The sequence below is a fragment of the Clostridium tyrobutyricum genome (assembly GCF_019144085.1).
Classification (GTDB): domain Bacteria; phylum Bacillota; class Clostridia; order Clostridiales; family Clostridiaceae; genus Clostridium_B; species Clostridium_B tyrobutyricum_A.
Genome location: NZ_JAHHUY010000015.1, coordinates 41142 through 63202, shown reverse-complemented (window position 1 = coordinate 63202; position 22061 = coordinate 41142). Strand labels below are relative to the sequence as shown.

The 22061-nt window shown below is 29.6% G+C and carries 18 protein-coding genes and 1 other RNA gene; 16 read left to right on the top strand and 3 right to left on the bottom strand.

Annotation, left to right across the window (positions count from 1 at the left end; all coding sequences use genetic code 11):
• The first annotated feature begins 21 nt into the window (after positions 1–21).
• The 3 genes from KM800_RS08470 (at position 22) to ppdK (ending at position 4102) form a co-directional block, all read left to right on the top strand.
• Positions 22–603: a DUF4342 domain-containing protein gene (locus tag KM800_RS08470; RefSeq protein WP_217812681.1), complete on the top strand. Its 582-nt coding sequence runs from the start codon at positions 22–24 to the stop codon at positions 601–603.
• Positions 604–759: 156 nt separating this feature from the next.
• Positions 760–1401: a helix-turn-helix transcriptional regulator gene (locus tag KM800_RS08465; RefSeq protein ID WP_217812680.1), complete on the top strand. Its 642-nt coding sequence runs from the start codon at positions 760–762 to the stop codon at positions 1399–1401.
• A gap of 70 nt (positions 1402–1471) precedes the next feature.
• Positions 1472–4102 (top strand): pyruvate, phosphate dikinase, encoded by a 2631-nt coding sequence (gene ppdK, locus KM800_RS08460; protein ID WP_217812679.1) that lies wholly within the window; start codon positions 1472–1474, stop codon positions 4100–4102.
• Between the two features lie 150 nt (positions 4103–4252).
• Here ppdK and KM800_RS08455 read toward each other — a convergent pair whose 3' ends face one another.
• Positions 4253–5305, bottom strand: a complete 1053-nt coding sequence (locus KM800_RS08455; protein ID WP_217812678.1) for a CotS family spore coat protein — start codon at positions 5303–5305, stop codon at positions 4253–4255.
• 120 nt (positions 5306–5425) lie between these two features.
• Between KM800_RS08455 and KM800_RS08450 the strand changes: the two genes are divergently transcribed.
• The 8 genes from KM800_RS08450 (at position 5426) to rnpB (ending at position 13188) form a co-directional block, all read left to right on the top strand.
• On the top strand, positions 5426–6454 hold the full coding sequence (locus KM800_RS08450) for a deoxyguanosinetriphosphate triphosphohydrolase (RefSeq protein ID WP_217812677.1): 1029 nt from the start codon (positions 5426–5428) through the stop codon (positions 6452–6454).
• Between the two features lie 210 nt (positions 6455–6664).
• Positions 6665–8428, top strand: coding sequence for a DNA primase (gene dnaG / locus KM800_RS08445; protein WP_217812676.1), 1764 nt, complete (start codon positions 6665–6667; stop codon positions 8426–8428).
• Positions 8429–8458: 30 nt separating this feature from the next.
• A complete protein-coding gene (gene rpoD, locus KM800_RS08440) occupies positions 8459–9523 on the top strand; it encodes an RNA polymerase sigma factor RpoD (protein ID WP_217812675.1) in 1065 nt (354 codons plus the stop codon).
• Positions 9524–9607: 84 nt separating this feature from the next.
• Complete coding sequence (locus KM800_RS08435; protein ID WP_217812674.1) at positions 9608–10492, top strand: PH domain-containing protein; 885 nt, start codon at positions 9608–9610, stop codon at positions 10490–10492.
• Positions 10493–10516: 24 nt separating this feature from the next.
• Entirely contained in the window at positions 10517–11206 is a 690-nt protein-coding gene (locus KM800_RS08430; protein ID WP_217812673.1) for a tRNA (adenine(22)-N(1))-methyltransferase, read from the top strand.
• Positions 11197–12012 carry a Nif3-like dinuclear metal center hexameric protein gene (locus KM800_RS08425; protein WP_217812672.1) on the top strand — a complete coding sequence of 272 codons (816 nt, stop codon included), beginning with the start codon at positions 11197–11199 and terminating at the stop codon, positions 12010–12012. The genes KM800_RS08430 and KM800_RS08425 overlap by 10 nt, the downstream gene beginning before the upstream one ends.
• Positions 12013–12095: 83 nt before the next feature.
• Entirely contained in the window at positions 12096–12812 is a 717-nt protein-coding gene (locus KM800_RS08420; RefSeq protein ID WP_217812671.1) for a zinc ribbon domain-containing protein, read from the top strand.
• Positions 12813–12843: 31 nt separating this feature from the next.
• Positions 12844–13188: RNase P RNA component class A (gene rnpB / locus KM800_RS08415), an RNA gene on the top strand.
• A gap of 276 nt (positions 13189–13464) precedes the next feature.
• Here the strand turns inward: rnpB and KM800_RS08410 are convergent.
• Complete coding sequence (locus KM800_RS08410) at positions 13465–14076, bottom strand: helix-turn-helix domain-containing protein (RefSeq protein WP_217812670.1); 612 nt, start codon at positions 14074–14076, stop codon at positions 13465–13467.
• Between the two features lie 156 nt (positions 14077–14232).
• On the opposite strand from KM800_RS08410, the gene KM800_RS08405 reads away from it, so the two are divergent.
• Positions 14233–15540 (top strand): NRAMP family divalent metal transporter, encoded by a 1308-nt coding sequence (locus KM800_RS08405; RefSeq protein WP_254906502.1) that lies wholly within the window; start codon positions 14233–14235, stop codon positions 15538–15540.
• A gap of 75 nt (positions 15541–15615) precedes the next feature.
• A complete protein-coding gene (gene lgt / locus KM800_RS08400) occupies positions 15616–16389 on the top strand; it encodes a prolipoprotein diacylglyceryl transferase (RefSeq protein ID WP_217812668.1) in 774 nt (257 codons plus the stop codon).
• 21 nt (positions 16390–16410) lie between these two features.
• Here the strand turns inward: lgt and KM800_RS08395 are convergent, their stop codons facing one another.
• The gene (locus KM800_RS08395) at positions 16411–17604 is read right to left on the bottom strand and encodes a S1C family serine protease (RefSeq protein WP_217812667.1); all 1194 of its coding nucleotides are present in this window, start codon (positions 17602–17604) and stop codon (positions 16411–16413) included.
• A 190-nt stretch (positions 17605–17794) separates the two neighbouring features.
• Between KM800_RS08395 and KM800_RS08390 the strand changes: the two genes are divergently transcribed.
• The 3 genes from KM800_RS08390 (at position 17795) to KM800_RS08380 (ending at position 21957) form a co-directional block, all read left to right on the top strand.
• Positions 17795–19153, top strand: a complete 1359-nt coding sequence (locus KM800_RS08390) for an MATE family efflux transporter (RefSeq protein WP_217812666.1) — start codon at positions 17795–17797, stop codon at positions 19151–19153.
• 221 nt (positions 19154–19374) lie between these two features.
• Positions 19375–20280 (top strand): metallophosphoesterase, encoded by a 906-nt coding sequence (locus KM800_RS08385; RefSeq protein ID WP_254906501.1) that lies wholly within the window; start codon positions 19375–19377, stop codon positions 20278–20280.
• A gap of 24 nt (positions 20281–20304) precedes the next feature.
• A complete protein-coding gene (locus tag KM800_RS08380; protein ID WP_217812664.1) occupies positions 20305–21957 on the top strand; it encodes a TaqI-like C-terminal specificity domain-containing protein in 1653 nt (550 codons plus the stop codon).
• Positions 21958–22061 lie beyond the last annotated feature (104 nt).

Sequence of the window (22061 nt, the reverse complement as noted above, 5' to 3'; positions counted from 1 at the left end):
TTATTAAAAGGAGAAGATAAAATGAGTGATATAACATTAGAAAAGATTGATATTATAAGAGAAAGAACAAATGTAAGTTATGCAGAAGCAAAAAAAGCATTGGAAATAGCAGATGGAAATATAGTAGATGCTCTAATATACATTGAGGAAGATCAAAAAAAGGAAGAAGAAAATTCATATACAACAAAAGATGAATTCCTGAATTGGCTCAAGGACTTAGTAAAAAAAGGAAACGTAAACAGAATAAAAATAAAAAAAGATGATAGGGTTATTTTAAATATACCTGTAAATGCCGGTATAGCAGCTACTCTTACAATGCTTGTTTGGCCACCTTTGATTGCCATTGGAATGCTTACAGCTGTAGTTACTAAAGTTACAGTGGAAATAATTAAAGATGATGGTTCAGTAGAAGTTGTCAACAAGATAATCAAAAATGGTGTTAAAAGCACTGTAAAAGATGTAAAAGATAAAGTATATGATGCAGCATCTTCTGTAAAGGAAAAATTTAATAGTAAAGAAAATAAATATGATGATAAAAATACTTATCAATACACTGTTAAATTTGATGATGTAAATGAAGACAATGAAAATAAATCCAAATAATGGATTGTTTAACTTTATATAAAAACTTTTAAATAGTATAGCATTTTTATTCTTTTATACCTATAAAAAATAAAAATGCTATACTATTTAAGCTAATATAATGGTATAATACATTTAAGGTATAATATTTCTCTTGGATTATTATAGAGAAAGAGGGTGGACATTATTAAATTTTCACATAGACAAAAAAAAATAACTGAACTAGTAAAAAAATATGCACCTATAACCAGTGAACAATTGGCAGAAAAGTTGGGTGTGACAAGGGCAGCTATTAGGCCGGATTTAGCTATACTTACAATGACAGATGTATTGGAGGCTAAGCCTAAGGTAGGATATATATACTCTAAAAAGCCATCTTATAGTATGTTATATGATTATATAAGAAAGATAAATGTTGGTGATGTAATGTCAAAACCAGTTGTAGTTGATGAAAATACAATGGTATACGATGCTATAGTCAATTTATTTTTAAATGATGTAGGAACATTATTTATAGAAAATTCCGGAGTTTTGATAGGTGCTGTATCACGTAAAGATTTTTTAAAGATATCGATAGGTGGCACTGATATGCGTAAAGTACCTGTTGGAATAATAATGACAAGGATGCCTAATATAGTATGTGTTGAAAAAGATGACAGTGTTTACTTGGCAGCCCAGAAAATAATGGATCATGAAGTTGATAGCCTACCAGTTGTAGAAAAGTCTAAAGATGGTGAAAAAGAAATTCTTAAGATAATTGGGAAGGTTTCCAAAACAAACATAACAAGACTTTTTGTGAAAATGGGGGAAAATAAATAAAGCAGGTTACGGATATATTCCGTTAGCATATATTATATTGTAATTTTATAGACAAGGGGATGTGTATTTCATGGAAGAAAAAAAATATGTTTATCTTTTTAATGAAGGAAATGCTGGAATGAGAAATTTACTTGGAGGAAAAGGTGCAAATTTGGCTGAAATGACTAATTTGGGAATGCCTGTTCCAACTGGTTTTACGGTATCTACAGAAGCATGTACTAAATATTATGAAGACAATCAAAAGGTGAGTAATGAAATTGTAGATCAAATTAATGTCAGTATGGAAAAACTTGAAGAACTTACAGGAAAAAAATTTGGAAATATAAAGAATCCTCTGTTGGTTTCGGTAAGATCAGGAGCTAGAATATCAATGCCCGGAATGATGGACACTATATTAAATTTAGGATTAAATGATGATTCAGTACAAGCATTAGCCCAATTGACTAACAACACTAGATTTGCATATGATTCTTATAGAAGATTTATTCAGATGTTTTCAGATGTAGCTATGGGGATTGAAAAGAGAAAGTTTGAAGACGTTTTGGATGAAATAAAAAGTGCAAAAGGATTAAAATATGATACAGAGTTAACAGAAGACGACTTGAAAAATATAATTGTAAAATTTAAAAAATTATACAGCCAGGAAATAAATCAGGAATTTCCTCAAGAACCAAAACAACAATTAATTCAGGCTATTACTGCAGTATTTAGATCATGGAATAATCCAAGAGCTATTATTTATAGAAGATTAAATGATATATCCAGTGATTGGGGCACAGCTGTAAACGTTCAAACTATGGTATTTGGAAATATGGGCAATACTTCAGGCACTGGTGTAGCATTTACAAGAAATCCTGCTACAGGAGAAAATCGCATATTTGGAGAATACTTAATAAATGCACAAGGAGAAGATGTGGTAGCAGGCATTAGGACACCACAGCCAATAGCTAGATTGAAACAGGACTTACCTGAATGTTATGATCAATTTATACAGATTTCTAAAAGACTTGAAACACATTATAAAGATATGCAGGACATGGAATTTACAATAGAACAGGGAAAATTATATTTTCTTCAAACAAGAAATGGCAAAAGGACTGCTCAATCAGCACTTAAAATAGCTGTTGATATGGTAGACGAAGGACTTATAACAAAGAAAGAAGCACTTCTTAAAGTCGAACCTAAACAATTGGATACACTACTTCATCCCAATTTCGATAAAGTGGATTTAAAAAATGCAGAGATTATTGCAAATGGTCTTCCGGCATCACCTGGAGCTGCATGTGGAAAGATTTACTTTACTGCAGATTCAGCAAAAGAACATCACAACATAGGAGAGAAAGTAATACTTGTAAGATTGGAAACCTCTCCTGAAGATATAGAGGGAATGGTTGCTGCAGAAGGTATACTTACAGTAAGGGGTGGAATGACATCTCATGCTGCAGTAGTAGCTAGAGGAATGGGTACATGCTGTGTGGCTGGTTGTGGAGATGTAAATATAGATGAGCAAAAAAAAGTATTTGAAGTGCATGGGCATAAATTTGGAGAAGGGGATTATATATCCCTGGATGGAAGTACAGGAAATGTATATGGAAAGGCTATAAAGACAGTATTTCCTGAGATGTCAGGTGATTTTGGAAAATTTATGAGTTGGGCGGACAGTATTAGAAAATTGAAAATCAGAACAAATGCAGATACTCCTGCAGATGCTAAACAGGCTGTCAAATTTGGAGCTGAAGGAATAGGACTTTGCAGAACTGAGCATATGTTCTTCCAAGAAGACAGAATACCTCAGGTTAGAAGAATGATAGTTTCAAAAAATACAAAACAGAGGAAAGAAGCGCTCAACAACATACTACCAATGCAAAGAAGCGATTTTACTAGGATATATGAAGCAATGGACGGAAGACCTGTTACAATTAGGTTCCTTGATCCACCACTTCATGAATTTCTTCCAACAGATGAGAAAGATATAGAGGATTTAGCTAAAGAAATGAATACAAGTGTGGAGGAATTGAAAAATACAATAGATTCTCTTCATGAATTTAATCCTATGATGGGACATAGAGGATGCAGACTCACTGTTTCTTATCCGGAGATAGCTGAGATGCAGACTACAGCTGTAATTCAAGCGGCAATAGACGTAAAAAAGAGAAAAAAACATGATATTGTTCCTGAAATAATGATTCCTCTAGTTGGGGAATTGAAGGAATTAAAATATGTTAAAGATATTGTTGTAAAAACTGCAAATTCCATAATAGAAAAGTCAGAAATCCCTATAAATTATAAAGTAGGTACAATGATAGAAATACCAAGGGCTGCGCTTACTGCAGATGAAATAGCAAAAGAAGCTGAATTCTTCTCTTTTGGCACCAATGATTTAACCCAAATGACTTTCGGATTCTCAAGAGATGATGCAGGAAAATTTTTAAATTACTATTATGATAATAAAATATATGACTTTGATCCATTCCAAAAATTAGATCAAATAGGTGTTGGAAAATTAGTCCATATGGCAGTTGAACTTGGCAGAAAAACAAGACCTGATATCCATCTTGGAATATGTGGGGAACATGGCGGCGATCCGTCTTCCGTAGAGTTTTTCCACAATATAGGACTTGATTATGTATCATGTTCACCTTATAGGGTACCGGTAGCAAGACTTGCAGCTGCACAAGCCCAGATAAAAAAACCAAGATAAGCAGCGAACCCAAATCTTTGATTTGGTGTGAGTCGCTTACTCATGTGACAGAATGGAGCAGGAGTTTCAGTTAAAAAAGCGAACCCAAATCTTTGATTTTAATATTTATACTTTAATAGAAAACAAGGCTGGAGTACAATGCTCCAGCCTTTATGTTATCTTGGTATTAAATTTTTTTTCCACATATCTTCCCAAGTTTATAATAAAATTCATTTGATTTACATTATTGTTAGATGCTTTTTTTAGCAAATAGAAAAAAGATTTATGATTGCATTTAGTTATATTGTTATAGTAATCTCTGGATATTTTCCAAAATTTCTGAGGAAATGCCAAATAAGATATAATATATTTATAGTCATCTAGATTCAGAGGAAAAATTTCTTCATACAATTCAAGACAATGCAGGCCTATTTTAAGATTCCAATTTGTATTTGATCTTTTTAAAAATCTTCTCAAAAAATAGGATATATCATGAGAACAATAAGCTAATGTACATTTATCAAAGTCGATTATCCAAATGTTTTTTTGACTATCGAATATTATGTTCTTATTTACATAATCTAAATGACATAATGATGAATGTAAATTATTATAATTTATACTTTGAGATATTTTAGTGGACATTTCAGCCAGCATGTAGTTTATTTCAAAATTGTCTAAAAATAAATTAGAAAAGTTATCCTGACTTTTGAAGGCTAAATTTGAGGAATTTACAAGTTGAGCAAGGTGTTTCTCAAAAGATAAATGTATGCAATTAAAATTTTGTCTATTTATGCTTCCAGAAATTGCACTAAAGTTTTTACAGTATCTATGCATTTTTGACAAATTTATAGTTGCAGATATTATATGCTCTTTATTGTCATAATTACATTTTTCCCCCAATATCCACGGCGTAAGTATGAACAACATACCTTCATATTTGACAAATCTACCATCCTCAATCGTGGATAGTATTCTAGGGACATTTATATTATTTCTATAAAGCCATTCTACAGCTGAATATACAAATAATAATTCCGATTCATCAAAATATACTTTTTTTAAACAGTAACGTTTATCTCCACAATCAATTTTGTATACAGCTCTTTGTTTGTCAGTGTCCTTGAGTTTTATTCTACTTAAACTAGCATCTTGAAGATTGTAGTGGGGAAGTACATGTTGTTTCACATTTTCTTCAGATAATAGATTTATATTTTTATTCATTTACCATACCCCTTAAAAAATACTTCTTTATAATAGTATTAAATATTTTTTTACATTATACATTATCATTAAAAGGAATTTTTAAAAGTAAAATAGAATTAATAATTTGAGGTGATATATATGCTTATAAGACAGAAAATAGAACAGAAAGAAAAATCAATATTAATACCTCAGGCAACATTTTCATCTAAAACAAAAGGCAGATATATAGAAGAAGAAAAAGATCTTATAAGAACTGTATTTATGAAAGATAGGGACAGGATAATACACAGTAAATCTTTTAGAAGACTTAAACATAAAACTCAAGTCTATATAAGGACTTTTGGTGATCACTATAGAACAAGATTAACTCATACATTGGAAGTAAATCAGATTGGAAAAACCATAGGAAAAGCAATTGGATTAAATGAAGATTTAATAGAAGCAATAGCTATGGCGCATGATATTGGACATGTACCATTTGCACACAGTGGAGAAGATGTGTTAAATAAAATACTGCCGGGAGGGTTTAAGCACAATGTAAATAGTGTAAGAGTTTTGACTAAAATAGAAAAAGGCGGTAGAGGACTTAATTTAACGAGGGAAGTACTTGATGGAGTGTTGAATCACAGCGGATTTACAACTTCTAAAACGGATGCATTTACCTTAGAAGGTCAGGTAGTTAAATATAGTGATAAAATTGCTTATGTAAATCATGATATAGAGGATTCCATTAGAGCTGGAATCCTGAAAAATGATCAATTACCAGCTTATTCTGTAAAAATTCTTGGAAAAACCAGCAGTGATAGAATAGATACTTTAGTGAAAGATTGTATTTATACAACTATAGAAAATATTAAAAATGGAATAATAAAAGTTTCCTTAAGTGAAAGAATATTTAAAGCTTTAAATATTTTAAGAAATTTTATGTTTAGGGAAATATATCTAGGGAAAGTGTTGAAGGAAGAAAGAGAAAAGGCTAAATTTGTTTTAAAAAAAGTGTTTGACTATTTTTATAATAATCCCAATAAGATGCCTGAATTATATAGAAATGTAGTTGAGGAAGAAAATCTATCAAGAGGTGTAGCCGACTATATATCAGGTATGAGCGATGATTACTGTCTCATGTTGTTTAATGATATATATATTCCTAAAATTATCAAATATTAGGAATAATTTGTTATATTATATGGGTAGAATATATATGAATACAATAAATATTAAATATTTATTGAAGGATATTTAATATTTTTAAAGAATATATATAGTAGATTAATAAAGTTAAATATAAAAAAAATAGATATTTAGAAGGAATATAGTGAGTTATGTCGAATATATTTAAACTTGGTATAATAATTTTAGATAGGTGGGAGTTGCTTTGTGATATCGGAAGATGTCATTCAGAGAATAAAGGATGAAAATGATATAGTTGATGTAATATCTGAAAGTGTAAAATTAAAAAGGTCTGGAAGGAATTATATGGGCTTATGTCCATTTCATCATGAGAAGACTCCGTCCTTTAGTGTGTCTCAGGATAAACAGATATATAAATGCTTTGGTTGTGGAGAGGCAGGCAATGTAATAACATTTGTCATGAAAACAAATAATCTGAGTTTTCCTGAGGCTATTGCAGTACTGGCTGATAGGGCAAACATAGATATAGACTTTAATGGAGAAAAAAATAAAAACAGAAGAAATAGTTTTGAAAAATTGTATAAAGTAAATATAGAAGCTGCTAGATATTTTTTTTACTGTTTAAGTAGTAATAAGATTGCCAAAGAGTATCTTCTGAATAGGGGGATAAGCTTGAATACTATTAGAAAATTTGGACTTGGATATTCTTTAGACAGCTGGAATTCTTTAATAAGACATTTAAAGGACAAAAAAATTACCGAATTAGATATGATTTCAAATGGACTTATAATAAAGAGTAAAAATGGAAATTATTATGATAGATTCAGAAATAGAATAATTTTTCCCGTATTTGATTATAGAGGAAGAGTAATAGGTTTTGGCGGAAGAGTACTTGATGATTCAAAACCTAAATATCTGAATTCACCAGAAACTGCTTTATTTAAAAAGGGAACCAATTTATATGGATTGAACTTTGCAATAAAAGATAATACTTCGAGAATATTTATTATGGTAGAAGGTTATATGGATTGCATATCACTTCATCAATATGGTATTACAAATGTAGTTGCATCTTTGGGAACTGCACTTACCGTTGGTCAGGCAAAACTTATTAAAAGATATGCGGATAAAGTTATTATAGCATATGATGCAGATACTGCAGGCCAAATGGCTACTTTAAGGGGATTGAATATATTGAGAAGTGTTGGCTTGGATGTCAGAGTGTTATTGATTCCCCAAGGAAAAGATCCAGATGAATTTGTGAGAAATAATGGGAAGAAAAAATTTCTGGATTTAGTCCAAAAATCTCTTCCACTTACAGACTATAGAATTCAGAGCATTAAAAAAGGTCTAAAATTAGATAATCCTGAAAATGGAATAAAATACGTAGAACAAGTTTTAAAAGTTATATCTGAATTAGATCCTATTGAAAGAGAAATGTATATAAAAAAATTATCTGAAGAAACAGGAGTTAGAATTCAGGCACTTTACGACATGTTGAATGGCAATATTCAAAAAAATGCAAAAAAAGATGAAAAGATGAATATAGATGAGTCTTTTGGACAAAAATTATATTTAGAACCAGCATATTTAAAGGCAGAACGATGTTTGTTGAAATTAATATTTGAAAACAATGATGCATTGAAGTATGCACAGGATATTATACAGGAAGATGAATTGTTGCTTGACAGTCACAAAAAGATATATACATATATTATTGAAAGCATAGATTACGACAGACATAATAGAGAAATTAACGTAGAATCTAAATGTACTGATTTAAATACATCTAAAGAGTGGGTTAATATTTTGGAGTCTAAGTTTTTAACTGAAGATTATAACTATAAGTATATGATAGATAGTTTCGTAAATAGTATAAAAAAACATGAATTTGAGCAGAGAAAAACACATATTATAAGAGAAATAAAAAAGTGTGAAGCTGAAGGAAGACTTGAGGAATCACTTGAACTAGCAAAACAGCTTATTAAAATTCAAAAAAAGGATTGGTGAATTACAGTAATGGTTAAGGGAGGCAAAAAAATGAAGGATAAAGATTCGAAAATGCATGTAGTCAAAAAACTTATTGAAAAAGGTAAAAAAAGTAACAGCCTAACTTACAAAGAGATAATGAACGAATTAGAAGAAATTGAATTAACTCCTGAACAGATAGAAAAAATATATGAGGTACTTGAATCCATGGGCATTGAGGTAATAGGAGATGTTCATGAAGAAGCGGCAGAGAACAAAAATTTAGATCTATCTGTACCAGAGGGAATTGCTATAGATGATCCTGTTAGGATGTATTTAAAAGAAATAGGAAAAGTGCCATTGCTTCTTCCAGAAGAAGAAGTGGATCTTGCACAGAAAATTGAAAATGGAGATCAAATTGCAAAGAAAAAATTGGCAGAAGCTAATTTAAGATTGGTTGTCAGCATAGCAAAAAGATATGTAGGAAGAGGAATGTTATTTCTAGATCTGATTCAGGAAGGAAATTTAGGACTTATCAAAGCTGTTGAGAAATTTAATTATAGGAAAGGATTTAAATTTAGTACCTATGCTACATGGTGGATAAGGCAGGCTATAACGAGAGCTATTGCAGATCAGGCAAGAACTATAAGAATACCAGTACATATGGTAGAAACTATAAATAAACTTATAAGAGTTTCAAGACAACTTCTACAGGAACTTGGAAGAGAGCCTCAACCTGAGGAAGTGGCAAAGATAATGGAAATGCCTGTAGATAAGGTGAGAGAAATAATGAAGATAGCTCAGGAACCTGTATCTTTGGAAACACCTATTGGTGAAGAAGAAGATAGCCATCTTGGAGATTTCATACCAGATGATGAAGCACCTGCACCAGCTGAAGCTGCTGCATTTACTATGCTCAAAGAACAACTTATAAATGTACTCGACACATTAACGCCTAGAGAAGAAAAAGTACTTAGACTGAGATTTGGTCTTGATGATGGAAGGGCTAGAACTCTAGAAGAAGTTGGAAAAGAATTTAATGTTACAAGGGAAAGAATAAGACAGATTGAAGCAAAGGCACTTAGAAAATTAAGACATCCAAGCAGAAGTAAAAAATTAAAGGATTATTTAGACTAAAAGCACCCTACACAGGTGCTTTTTATACAATTAATTATTTCAAAATACAACTTGTGTTATAATTATATCTGGGAAGGTGATGATGTGAAAAATTATAAATCTTTAAAGGGTATAGGAATGTATTCAATTTTAGGAATCACAATTTTATATGACGTGATTTTTATATTAATATATAAATTCATAGATTCCTATGAATTATCTAATTTGATAAAACTAGCTTTGATTGTATATAATATATATCAAATATATTATATGGTTATATGTAGAACTTTAAATTATTCCATGGATGGGGATAATATATATATAAATACTGCTTTAGGCTTAAAAAAGGAAAAAATAGCATTTGAATCAATTAAGGCCTATCAAAAATCCCATGGACCAATAAAAGGTGTCAAGTTATCAGGACATGGAAAAAATAGTTTTAATATTGGAAAATCATTTGTAGATAAGATAGGTACTACATATATGTTTGTTACTTCTACCAAAAGCGTAATTTATCTGAATACTCCTAATATGAATTATGCAGTTTCTCCTGAAAAATTTGATGAATTTGAAAATGAACTTAAAAATAAGGGCATAGAAAATTCATCATGGACTGTTGCTTCAAATAAAAATATAAATTTTCATAAAGATAAAAGGTTTTTTATATTATTTATTATTACAGCAATTTTAGCATTGATAATTACACTTAATCCTATAATAATGTATTTGACAAATAAAATTCCAGATAGAATGCCGCTTAATTTTAATACTGATTTTACACCATATAAATTTGGAACCGGAAAACAGTTTGCATTTAAGCAAATGACATATGGCTTGCTCAATATGGCTGTGTTGTTTTGCATGTATTATGCAGGTGCCCTATTTGGAAAATATGATAAAAAATCTTCTTATAAATTTATTTACATAGCATTGATAATAACGTTATTGTTTTTAATAAACCAATTCAGGATATTTGCTTTATTTTAAAATCATTAGAAATGGAGAAGATAAATGCAGCTTAGTTCAAGATTAAAAGCTATTTGCAATATGGTAAATAATTGTGATTGTGCAGCTGATATAGGAACAGATCATGGCTATATTCCAATATATCTTGTTAAAAACAATATATGCAACAGGGCAATAGCTTCAGACATAAATAAGGGACCTATAAGAAAAGCGGAAATTAATATTAGAAATGAAGAGCTCCAGAATAAAATAGAATGTAGACTTGGCAGTGGACTTAACACTATAAAACCTGGTGAAGTACAGGAAATTATAATTGCAGGAATGGGTGGAAATCTCATAAGAGATATAATAGACGAAAATATAAGCATTTTTAAAAGTGTGAATACTTTAATACTTCAGCCAGTACAAAATCCGGAAGTTCTAAGAGAATATATATATATAATGGGATTTACCATAGTTGATGAAGAACTATGTATTGACGAAAATATATTTTATGAGATAATAAAAGTAAAATATGATAAAAATAAGAGGAATATAGATACTATATTTTATGAAGTTGGGGAAAGATTAATAGAAAAGAAGCATCCACTTGTTAATAGGTTTATAAACAAAAAAATAGATAAATACAGGACTATATTAAATTACATTAAAGAAAATGGAAATTTAGCAAAAAAAAGGAAAATAAATATAGAGAATAAGATACTTAGATTACAGGAGTTGATTGAATGCCTCTAATAGTTAAGGATATAGATACAATAATGGAACAATATGCACCTTCAAAGCTTAAGGAAAGCTATGATACTGTTGGACTTATGGTAGGTGATATGAAAAGTGAAGTTACATCTATTCTAATGGCATTGGACTGTACTTTGGATGTAATTGAAGAGGCAAAGTTAAACAGTTGCAATATGATTTTCACACATCACCCATTGCTATTTAAAAAGCCAAAGTCAATAACTACCGATACTTTACTTGGTAGAAAAATAATAGAACTTGTTAAGAATGATATAAATGTTTATTCAAGTCATACAAATTTGGATTCTACATTAGGTGGAATGAATGATATAATTATGCAGATTCTTGACTTTAAATATATTCGTATTATGGAACATTCAAGTAATGAAGATAGTTTTGGCAGTAATTCAGGTATAGGAAGAATCGCTGAAATTCCCAACCCTATTAGGCTGGATGAGCTTTGTAATAAAGTAAAGGAAAAACTTGGATTGAAATATTTAAGGTATTCAGGACAAGATAAAAAAGTAATAAAGAATATAGCAGTTATAAATGGAAGTGGTCAAGATTACTTCAATCTTGCTAAAAAGTTAGGCGCAGATTGCATTATAACAGGGGATACTACTTATCACTATGTAAGTGATTTCAATGAACAGGGCATAGCTGTCATAGATGCAGGTCATTTTGGAACTGAATGGCCTTCTATTTGTGTAGTATCAAATTATTTGAAGAATAGAATAGAATCTATGGGATTTAAAAATAATGTTATTTTATCAAAAGTTAATATAGATCCTTATAAATATAAGTAGAAGTGAGTATTAATATATTCATTTCTACTTTTTTTATCGAATAATACATTTTAATAAATAAGTAGTTTATAGGAGGAGTTTATATGTTAGATTTATTAATTGAGATTCAAGAAAATAAAGGAATTATAAAAAATAGAGAAAAAGCAATAAAAGATGGTACAAATATCAGTTACATGAAGAAAATTAGATCAGAGTTTGAAAATAAGAAAAAAATTTATATGAAATTGGATTTGAATATAAAAAATAATAAGAGAGATATAGAAATTATAAGTTTAAAATTGGATGGATTAAAAAAGGAAATAGAGCAAAAAGAAGGTAAGTTATACAGTAACTTTAAATATGATTTAAAATTAATAAAAAGTTTGGAAAAGTCTATTGATGCCAAAAAAGAAGAAGTTAAGGATATGGAAGATAAAAGTTTAAAGTTATTATATAAAGAAGATGATCTTAAAAAGAAAAAATCTGATATAAGAAAAGAATTAGTTGAACTTAGAGATAATTTTTATGAGTATAGAGAAAACAACAAAGGAATTTTATTAAAGAATAATAAGGATATAGAGAGTTCCAAAAACAGAATAATTGCTTTGGAAAAACAGGTACCTAAAAGTCTTCTTGAAAAATTCAATGAAATATCACGAATAAAAGGAACTGGTGCGGCAAAACTATCAGATAATGGAGTTTGCCTTGGATGCCTTATGAAAGTATCTGCTATTACTATAGACAATGTAAAGAAAGATAAAGAAATAGTTTATTGTGATAATTGTGGCAGGATAATTCACTATAGAAAAAAATCGTTGTAAATTATAAAAAAGTATGTTATGATTTTACTTGCGAGTAAACCAGACAATCACTGCTGCATTATATGCAGGAGAGGAAAGTCCGAGCTCCACAGGGCAGGGTGCTGGGTAACTCCCAGTCAGGGTGACTTGAAGGAAAGTGCAACAGAGATATACTTCCGAATTTTTTTCGGTAAAGGTGGAAAGGCGAGGTAAGAGCTCACCAGCGCAAGGGTGACTTTGCGGCTATGTAAACCCCATCTGGAGCAAGATCGAATAGGAAAGCATAAAGAGGTGGCCCGCTTCGCTTTCGGGTAGTATCGCTTGAATCTATTGGTAACAATAGGTCTAGATAGATGATTGTCTAATACAGAACTCGGCTTACAGGTTTGGTCGTACATTGAAAACACTGGCTTTATAGCTTAGTGTTTTTAATTTTGTCATACTAATCTTAATCATGTTGAAAAAAGAAGCATATCTATACAACAAACTTATTCTATATATTGAAATAAATTACATAATTGTATATAATGTAAACGTAGCAATAATTCTCCGCTCAAAAACTTCTTTAATAAAGGTTCTAGTTAATTCTAGAACTTTTATTTTTATTATTGAAATTATTTGATAAAATATATAGTACAAAATATATAGTACAAAATATAATACAGAACTAGTTTTATAAACTGTTGAGTCGTTTTTCCACTAATTTTAAAGCAGTGATATCATCTATATATCCAATAGGAAATACATAATCTGGTATGATATCTGTAGAAAGTATAAAATATAGTAAGCCACTGCCAATTATTGGCCGTATTTCTTCAGAAATATCCTTCCTTAAAAATTGATTGTACATATTTTTTAGCTTTTCTACGAAAAATCCACTTCCATTGATACTGGCTATTTTTTTATTGAAATTTTTATATATTATGTTTTTGCCTTCGTCTGTAAGGGCATATTGTTCATATTTATTTAATTCTTCTTTTATTTTTTTTATATCACATTTATAATTCAATGAGTTTATGGTTTTTAATATTTGAGAGGAGTTTTCTTCATTATTACCTATATCGTATCCAGCAGACCTTAGTAAAATTTCCATAGGTATATTAAGATACTTTGAAAATTTTTCAATATGATTTATATTCGCAGATTGCTTACCATTTATGATTCTAGAAATTGTTGCAGTATCTATACCTGTGAGCTTGCTTAATTTTCTCATTGACATTGAATTATCCTTTAAAAGAATCTTTAAAGTATCTCCCAATTGAGACTTTTTGAAATTTCCATCCACAATGAACATCTCCATAAAATGTTATCAATATATTATATGCTTTATATATAAGAATATTGAGATAATTTCAATATTAATTTGATATATAAGAAACAATTTTGATGTTTTTGTATAGTATATATTAGCGATAAAACAAAAAACTTTTACTGAATGGAGATGGCAAAAGTGAGTGAGTTACAGGAAAATTTGGAAAAGAAAAATATTAAATTTGATGATATTGTTGATAATGATACAAAGGGTATGAAAAACAAATTATTGTTTTTATGGGCACTTATTGGCCCTGGTTTTTTGGCGGCTATAGGTGATAATGATGCAGGAGGACTAATTTCATATTCTGTAACAGGTATGAAATTTGGAATAAGCCTTTTTATACCTCTTTCAATTTGTCTGGTAATAATTACTTATACTGTTCAAGAAATGTCAATGCGACTTAGTGTTGTAACACAAACAGGTTTTACAAGTCTTATTAAAAAGTATTATGGAAATTTATGGATAAAGTATCATATTACAACCATATGCATGGAAAATATACTTATGCTGACTACAGAATTCATAGGTATGTCTGCAGGATTGGTTGTACTTGGACTTCCTATGTGGGTCAGTGTTTTAATAAGTCTTGTACTTGTGCTGTCAGTTATTACTATGGCAGGATATTGGACCAAGGAAAGGCTTACATTGTTTATTGGATTTTTTAATATCGTTTTTATTATAATTGCATTCATGACTCATCCCAGCATTAAAAATATAGCATATACATTTATAGCGTGGAATTATCCAAAGGAAAGCCAAAATCTGTTTTGGTATATAGTAGCTATAATAGGTAATGCAGTAGCTCCATGGATGATATTCTTTCAGGGAAATGCGTGTATAGATAAAGGAATTGTTAAAGACCATATTAGATTGGGACGTATAGATACAACTATAGGATGTATAGTACAGGTAGTAATTGCAGCTTGCGTTATTATTTCTGGCGCAGCACTTTTTGGACAAGTAAATAATATAGAGACACTTGGCCCTGCACAACTTATACTTACCTTTAGCAGTCATATGGGTAGGACGGCAGGCATTTTGTTTGGAATAGGTCTATTTAATGCGGGATTTATGGCAGCTATTACTATATCATTATCCACTACGTGGTGTGTATCTGAAGCTTTTGGATGGAAGCAAAGTCTGAATTCAAAATTGTCCGAGGCTTCAAAGTTTTATGGAGTATATATAGGAAGTGTCGTTATAGCAGCCTGTATAGTTCTAATACCTAATTTACACTTGAACTATATAACACTTTTGGCTCAAGTCATAGGTGGATTTCTTATGGCTCCAATTCTTATATTTTTAGTAATGTTAACTAATAAAAAAGAGCTGATGGGGGAATATAAAAACAATTTATTTATAAATATAAGGGCCTGTATAGTAGCAGCCATACTTATAGGAATGGCAGTTCTTCTCATATTCAACTCCATTTAATTTCTAATGATGAATTGTAAATTGAATTGTGAATTGATATAATAAGGCTATGCTTTAGCAGAGGATGTGACATATATGAATCCAATAGCCTTTTCTATTGGCAATTTTCAAGTTAGATGGTATGGAATAATCATAGCTATGGGAGTTATGGCAGCTTTGATTCTAGCTAATTTTAATTGTAAAAAGAAGAACTATAGTTTTGATTTGATTGTAGATATTTTTTTAATAGCTTTTCCGTTTGGAATAGTAGGAGCAAGACTTTATTATGTTATATTCCAATTTAGAGATTACATGTATAATCCTATTGATATATTTAATATAAGGCAGGGAGGTCTTGCAATACATGGTGGAGTTATATTGGGCCTTGCAGCTGTGTATATATATACTTGCTGTAAAAACAAAGACTTTATAAAAGTAGCGGATTTGGTTGCACCATCTATAATACTTGCCCAATCTATTGGAAGATGGGGAAATTTTTTTAATGGAGAAGCTCATGGGAGACAGGTAAGTTATGAATTTATAAGTAAATTTCCTATGTTTATACAGAAAGGCATGCATATAGGAGACATTTATTATCATCCCACTTTTTTGTATGAATCTATATGGGATATGATAGTATGTGTTATACTGGTATATGTTTTTAGAAGAAATCATCCAAGGGGAACTGTTATATTTGGATATATAGGATTGTATTCTCTTGGAAGATTCTTTATTGAAGGACTTAGAACGGATAGTCTGATGTTGGGTCCAATAAGAGTTGCACAGCTTGTGAGTTTACTGGGAATATTATGTAGTATAATATTTTTTATAATAATTATAAGAAAAAATAAAAACTGTTCTATTCAATGATTGAATAGAACAGTTTTTATTTTATTCTGTTAGTGTTAAACTTAACGTTTTTGTTGAATTGTTTCTTGATACTACTATTGAAATAACATCTCCAGATTTATGTTTGGATTTTAATGTATTTATATCATTTACCGAGCTTATACTTTTTCCATCAAATTTTTGTATTATATCTCCAACTTTTATACCGGCCTTCTCAGCAGAGCTGAATTCTTCAACTTCTACTACATACACACCTTTTGGAATACCATATTGTTGTGATAGTGTAGAATCAATCTCTCTGCCTGCAATCCCTAATTTAAGAAACGGTTTTAAAAGACCGCTTAATTTTGATTTTACTGTATTTATTGGAATTGCAAAACCTATACCTTCAACACCGCTTCCACCTATTTTAGCAGAATTTATACCAATTACCTGCCCCATTGAATTAACTAGTGCACCACCACTGTTACCTGGATTTATAGCCGCATCAGTTTGTAAAAAGCTTTGTTTAGTATTTCCTACTGAAATGGCTCTATTTGTAGCACTTATGATTCCACTTGTTACAGAACCAAGCAGTTCTGTACCTAAAGGATTTCCAATAGCTACAACGGGATCTCCTACCTCAACCTTAGAGGAATCTCCCAGTTCTGCTATAGCAGGCATTGTAGTTTTGGATGTAACCTTTATTACAGCTAAATCCTGATTTGAATCATAATTTACTAATTTTGCTGACACCTGTTTTTTATTGGTTAATATTACATTTATACTTTGAGCATTTTGTACTACATGGTAATTTGTAAGTATATATCCATCAGAATTTATTATTATTCCTGACCCCATTCCATCCTGTTCACTTGTTCCACTGTCATTATCATCTGAATATCCAAAAGAATTACTGAAAGAATCATTTTGAACTATGGATTTAACTGATACACCTACAACTGCGGGACTGACTTTTTTTGCTATTTCTGCTGTAGTGAGACCAGTTCCATTAGAAGTAGATATTGGAGAGGCCTGCTGTGATGATTTTGTAGTAGCTTGATTTGAAATAGCATTAGCTTTTATATTTTCATAAAGTGGTGTATTCTTGAAAAAATTTGTATTTGGAACAATATATAAAAATGTAGCTGCACATATGCTTCCTCCAATTAAACTTGAAATTATAGCTACTGCTATATAGGATAAAAACTTTTTACCTTTGAATTTGTGATTTAAAAAATTATTTTTTGGTTCCATGTGAGTACCCCCTTTTGATTATCAATACACTTTATAATTATATCATAGACATGTTTTGTTACATTACCATGTCAGAAATGTTAACTAGTTATGACAATTTTGTTTATTAGATGTTACTGATTAAAATCTTTATGTTATAATTATTTGATGTGAAAGTACTTTTTATTTATGATTAGGAGGTGGACTTGAATTGGAACGTTCAATTAAATTGAAAGATGAGAAAGTAAGCAAACTACTTTTGGAATTTTCTATACCGGCTATTGTTGGTATGCTGGTTAATTCTTTGTATATTGTTATAGACAGGATGTTTATAGGAAGGGTAGTAGGAGCTATGGCAATATCAGGGGTTAGTTTGACTTTCCCTATAGTGATAATTATAATGGCATTTTCCATGCTGGTTGGTATTGGATCTGCAGCTACTATTTCTATAAGGCTTGGGCAGAATAAAAAAGATGAAGCAGAAAATATATTGGGAAATGCACTTGTACTTTTAATTGTGGTTGGAATAATAGTAACATTTTTTGGACTTGTATTTTTAGAGCCTATGCTCACATCTTTTGGAGCAACTAATAATACTATGGAATATGCTAAACAGTTTATTGTAATACTGCTTGCTGGTTCAATATTTCAAGTTATAGGATTTGGATTGAACAATATAATACGATCAGAAGGAAATCCTAAAAAGGCAATGTCTACTATGCTCATAGGTGCGGTTTCAAATATAGTATTGGATTTTGTGTTTATATATATTTTAAAGTTTGGTATAAGAGGGGCAGCTGTAGCTACGGTTATATCACAGGCTATAAATATGATTTGGGTGCTTTATTATTTTTTTAAGGGAAACAGTATGCTTAAAATAAGAAAAAACAATCTGGTACTTAAAAAAGATTTGGTTAAGAGTATATTTTCCATAGGAATGGCTCCTTTTGCCATGCAGCTTGCAGCAAGTCTTGTCAATATAATATTAAATAGAAGCCTAGGTATATATGGAGGAGATTTAGCTATAGGAGCTATGGGTATAATTAATGGTATAGCTACTATAGTCTTAATGCCTATATTTGGGATTAACCAAGGATCACAGCCTATAATTGGATTTAATTATGGGGCAAAGCTGTATAATCGTGTAAAGGAAGCATTAAAACTTGCTATTATAGCAGGAACAGTTATATCTACAGCAGGGGCACTGAGTGTTCATATTTTCCCATATGTACTAGTTTCACTTTTTAACAAATTTGATATGAATCTTACTAAAATAACTGTAAATGGAATAAAGATATTTATGCTTATGTACCCTATAGTAGGATTTCAAGTGGTAAGCTCCAATTATTTTCAGGCCATAGGAAAGGCAAAGGTATCCATGTTTTTAGCATTATTAAGGCAGGTTATAGTTCTTATTCCACTAATAATACTACTCCCAAAAATATTTGGACTTAATGGAGTGTGGATAGCTGCACCGGTATCAGATATAGTATCCTCTGTACTTACAGCAGCATTTTTATTTATTGAAGTTAAAAAACTAAATTTTAAAAAAAGTAATAAGGTGATTTAATGTTAAACAGGAATGTATTTTTTGCAGTATATACTTTTGTTAACTTATATTTAGGATTTAGAATTTTAAATATTGTTAAATATTTTATGCCTAATATTAATTTGTATTTATATTGGTTTATATTTATTATAGTTGCCTTTTCTTTTATAGTTGAAAGATATAAAACTAATATACCATTTAAAAGAATTAACAAGATTATTTATCTTATAGGATCTTATTGGATGGCTGTATTATTATATGCTGTAATGGCTGCAATTATAGTTGGGATTTTAAGAATATTAATCTTGCTGAATATTATAAAATATTATGATTGTATAATGATTTCGGATTTAATAGCTATAGGTATAATAGCATTTATTTTAATATTGGGAACATATAATGCAAGGCGGATAAAAGTCACCAAGTATAATATAAATTTAAGTAAAAATATTAAGGAATTTGATAAACTGAATATTGTAATGGTGTCAGACATTCATCTTGGAAGATTAATGGGAAAAAACAGACTGAAAGCAATGGTTGACAGAATCAATTGTATGGATTCAGATGTTTTAATTTTAGCTGGGGATATAGTTGATGATGACATGAACATGGATGATTGTTATGATATTTTAAGCTACTTTAAAAATGTAAAGAGCAAATATGGAATATATGCTGTATATGGAAATCATGAATATGTTGGCTCAAATACATATGATATAAGACCAATTTATAAAAAATTGAAAATAAACTTACTAGAAGATACTGTAAAAAACATAGACGATAAATTTTATATAGTTGGAAGAGATGACAAATACAGTGAGATATGCAAACAGGCTTCAAGGAAAACAGTAGAAGAACTACTGGAAACCTTGGATTTGAAAAAACCTGTAATACTTGTCGATCATCAGCCTTTAGATCTAGAAAATTGCAAGAAATATGGGGTGGATATTCAATTATCAGGACATACTCATAAAGGACAAATGTATCCTAATAATTTAATAACAAGAAAAGTATTTAAGATAGATTATGGACATTTGAAAGATGGTAGTTTTAACTGCATAGTATCTTGTGGATTTGGTACATGGGGCCCTCCTATAAGACTTGGAAGTAAATCTGAAATTGTCCAGATTTCAGTAAAATCCTTATAAAATATTTTTAGGAAAGAGTTAGTAATGGAGATAGGTGTAGATTTATTAGGATGTGAATATGAAAATTCATTAGATAGAAAAGGACGTAAAACAAAGGGAGCTTTTTATACGCCTCCATTTATTATAGATTATATATTAAAGTATACAATGGATAATTTGGATGTTTTAAAAAATCCATTTGTAAAGATATTGGATCCTTCATGTGGATGTGGATATTTTTTAATAGATGTATACAAACTTTTGTTTTCCAAGTTTAGCATGAATTTAGAAAAACTTAAATTGAAATTTTCACATAGACCATATATAATATATACTTCATATGGGCAGAAAATTGTATATGGAAATGAATATTGGAACATTTGTAATTTAAAGTATCATATACTTAAAAATTGTATATATGGATCGGATATAGATCCTAAAGCTGTAGAACTTACCATATATAATTTGAATTCAGTATCTAAAACAAGGATGAATTTAGACGATAATATAGTTTGCTGTAATAGTCTTATAAAGTGGGATAAATATTTTAACATTAAGAATTCTTCTAGAATAAATAAATTCTGGAGAAGAAAATATGACTATGTAATTGGAAATCCACCATGGGTATCTTTAAGCAGAAAATTCAAGAATAATATAAAAAAAGATTTAATTGATTATTATATGAAAGAATACCAGGGAGATAGATATCTTCCCAATTTATATGAATATTTTATAAAAAGATCATTTGAAGTTGTAAGTCTAAAAGGAAGGATTGGATTTATAATTCCTGATAGATTTGCAAGTAATCTTCAGTATGTAAATCTTAGGAAGTATATATTGAGAAACTATAATATAATTAGATTGGGATTTGAGATGAAATTTCCAAATATAAATACAGATACAATGATATTTATAACAGAAAATAGTTATAATAATAAAAATAAATGTACCATTGAAATTAATAATATGCGCAGCTATTTTGTAAATCAGATTGATTACATGAAAAATCCAAATTTGGAATTTTATCATGATTTAGAACCTGTAAATGAGTGTATAAAAAGTATTATAGAAGATAATAGTATTAAATTGGGAAGCTTATGTATAACTTTTACAGGTTTTATTGGTATCAAAAGTTTAATTACTAAAATCAAAAAAAATAAAAATCAGATTAGAATAATAAAAGGTGAAAATATAAAAAAATATAGCATATTGAGCAATTATTATTATGAGTTTGTTGATAGCAATATAAAAGGCGGAACTAAAGATATAAAAAAACTTAAGAATAACAACAAGGTAGTTGTAAGAAAAACCGGAAAGAGTATAATAGCCGCCTTAGATAACACAGGATATGTAATAGAGCAGTCATTATATGGCATAATACCTGATAGAGAAGATATTTCCAGTGAATATATATTGGGAATATTGAATTCAAAATTAATACAATGGTACTATATGAATTTTTTAATTACGAATTCTAATTCAATGCCTCATGTAAAAAAATATAATCTGGATAAAATACCTATTAAAATATGTAGTAAAGATCAACAGATGAATATAGAAAATTTAATTCAAAATATGATTAAATGTAGTAAAGATGATAAAAGGCTTAATATTGAAAGAAAAATAAATAATCAAGTGTTTAGTATATACGGGATTGACGAAAAACATAAGAAAATCATAGAAAGTGTTGTAAAATAGATAAAAAAATTTCAACTAAAACGAATTATATTGTAGAATAATTGGTAATAGTATGGTATATATAAGAATAATAGTAACCTTTTTCACAATAATGTATTGACTTA

What these genes read in the sequence shown, in the direction of transcription:
- KM800_RS08470 (WP_217812681.1), top strand. Translation starts at nt 22, where the DNA reads ATGAGTGATATAACATTAGAAAAGATTGATATTATAAGAGAAAGAACA.
- ppdK (WP_217812679.1), top strand. Translation starts at nt 1,472, where the DNA reads ATGGAAGAAAAAAAATATGTTTATCTTTTTAATGAAGGAAATGCTGGA.
- KM800_RS08455 (WP_217812678.1), bottom strand. Translation starts at nt 5,305, where the DNA reads ATGAATAAAAATATAAATCTATTATCTGAAGAAAATGTGAAACAACAT.
- KM800_RS08450 (WP_217812677.1), top strand. Translation starts at nt 5,426, where the DNA reads ATGCTTATAAGACAGAAAATAGAACAGAAAGAAAAATCAATATTAATA.
- rpoD (WP_217812675.1), top strand. Translation starts at nt 8,459, where the DNA reads ATGAAGGATAAAGATTCGAAAATGCATGTAGTCAAAAAACTTATTGAA.
- KM800_RS08430 (WP_217812673.1), top strand. Translation starts at nt 10,517, where the DNA reads ATGCAGCTTAGTTCAAGATTAAAAGCTATTTGCAATATGGTAAATAAT.
- KM800_RS08425 (WP_217812672.1), top strand. Translation starts at nt 11,197, where the DNA reads ATGCCTCTAATAGTTAAGGATATAGATACAATAATGGAACAATATGCA.
- KM800_RS08420 (WP_217812671.1), top strand. Translation starts at nt 12,096, where the DNA reads ATGTTAGATTTATTAATTGAGATTCAAGAAAATAAAGGAATTATAAAA.
- KM800_RS08405 (WP_254906502.1), top strand. Translation starts at nt 14,233, where the DNA reads ATGGCAAAAGTGAGTGAGTTACAGGAAAATTTGGAAAAGAAAAATATT.
- lgt (WP_217812668.1), top strand. Translation starts at nt 15,616, where the DNA reads ATGAATCCAATAGCCTTTTCTATTGGCAATTTTCAAGTTAGATGGTAT.
- KM800_RS08395 (WP_217812667.1), bottom strand. Translation starts at nt 17,604, where the DNA reads ATGGAACCAAAAAATAATTTTTTAAATCACAAATTCAAAGGTAAAAAG.
- KM800_RS08385 (WP_254906501.1), top strand. Translation starts at nt 19,375, where the DNA reads ATGGCTGTATTATTATATGCTGTAATGGCTGCAATTATAGTTGGGATT.
- KM800_RS08380 (WP_217812664.1), top strand. Translation starts at nt 20,305, where the DNA reads ATGGAGATAGGTGTAGATTTATTAGGATGTGAATATGAAAATTCATTA.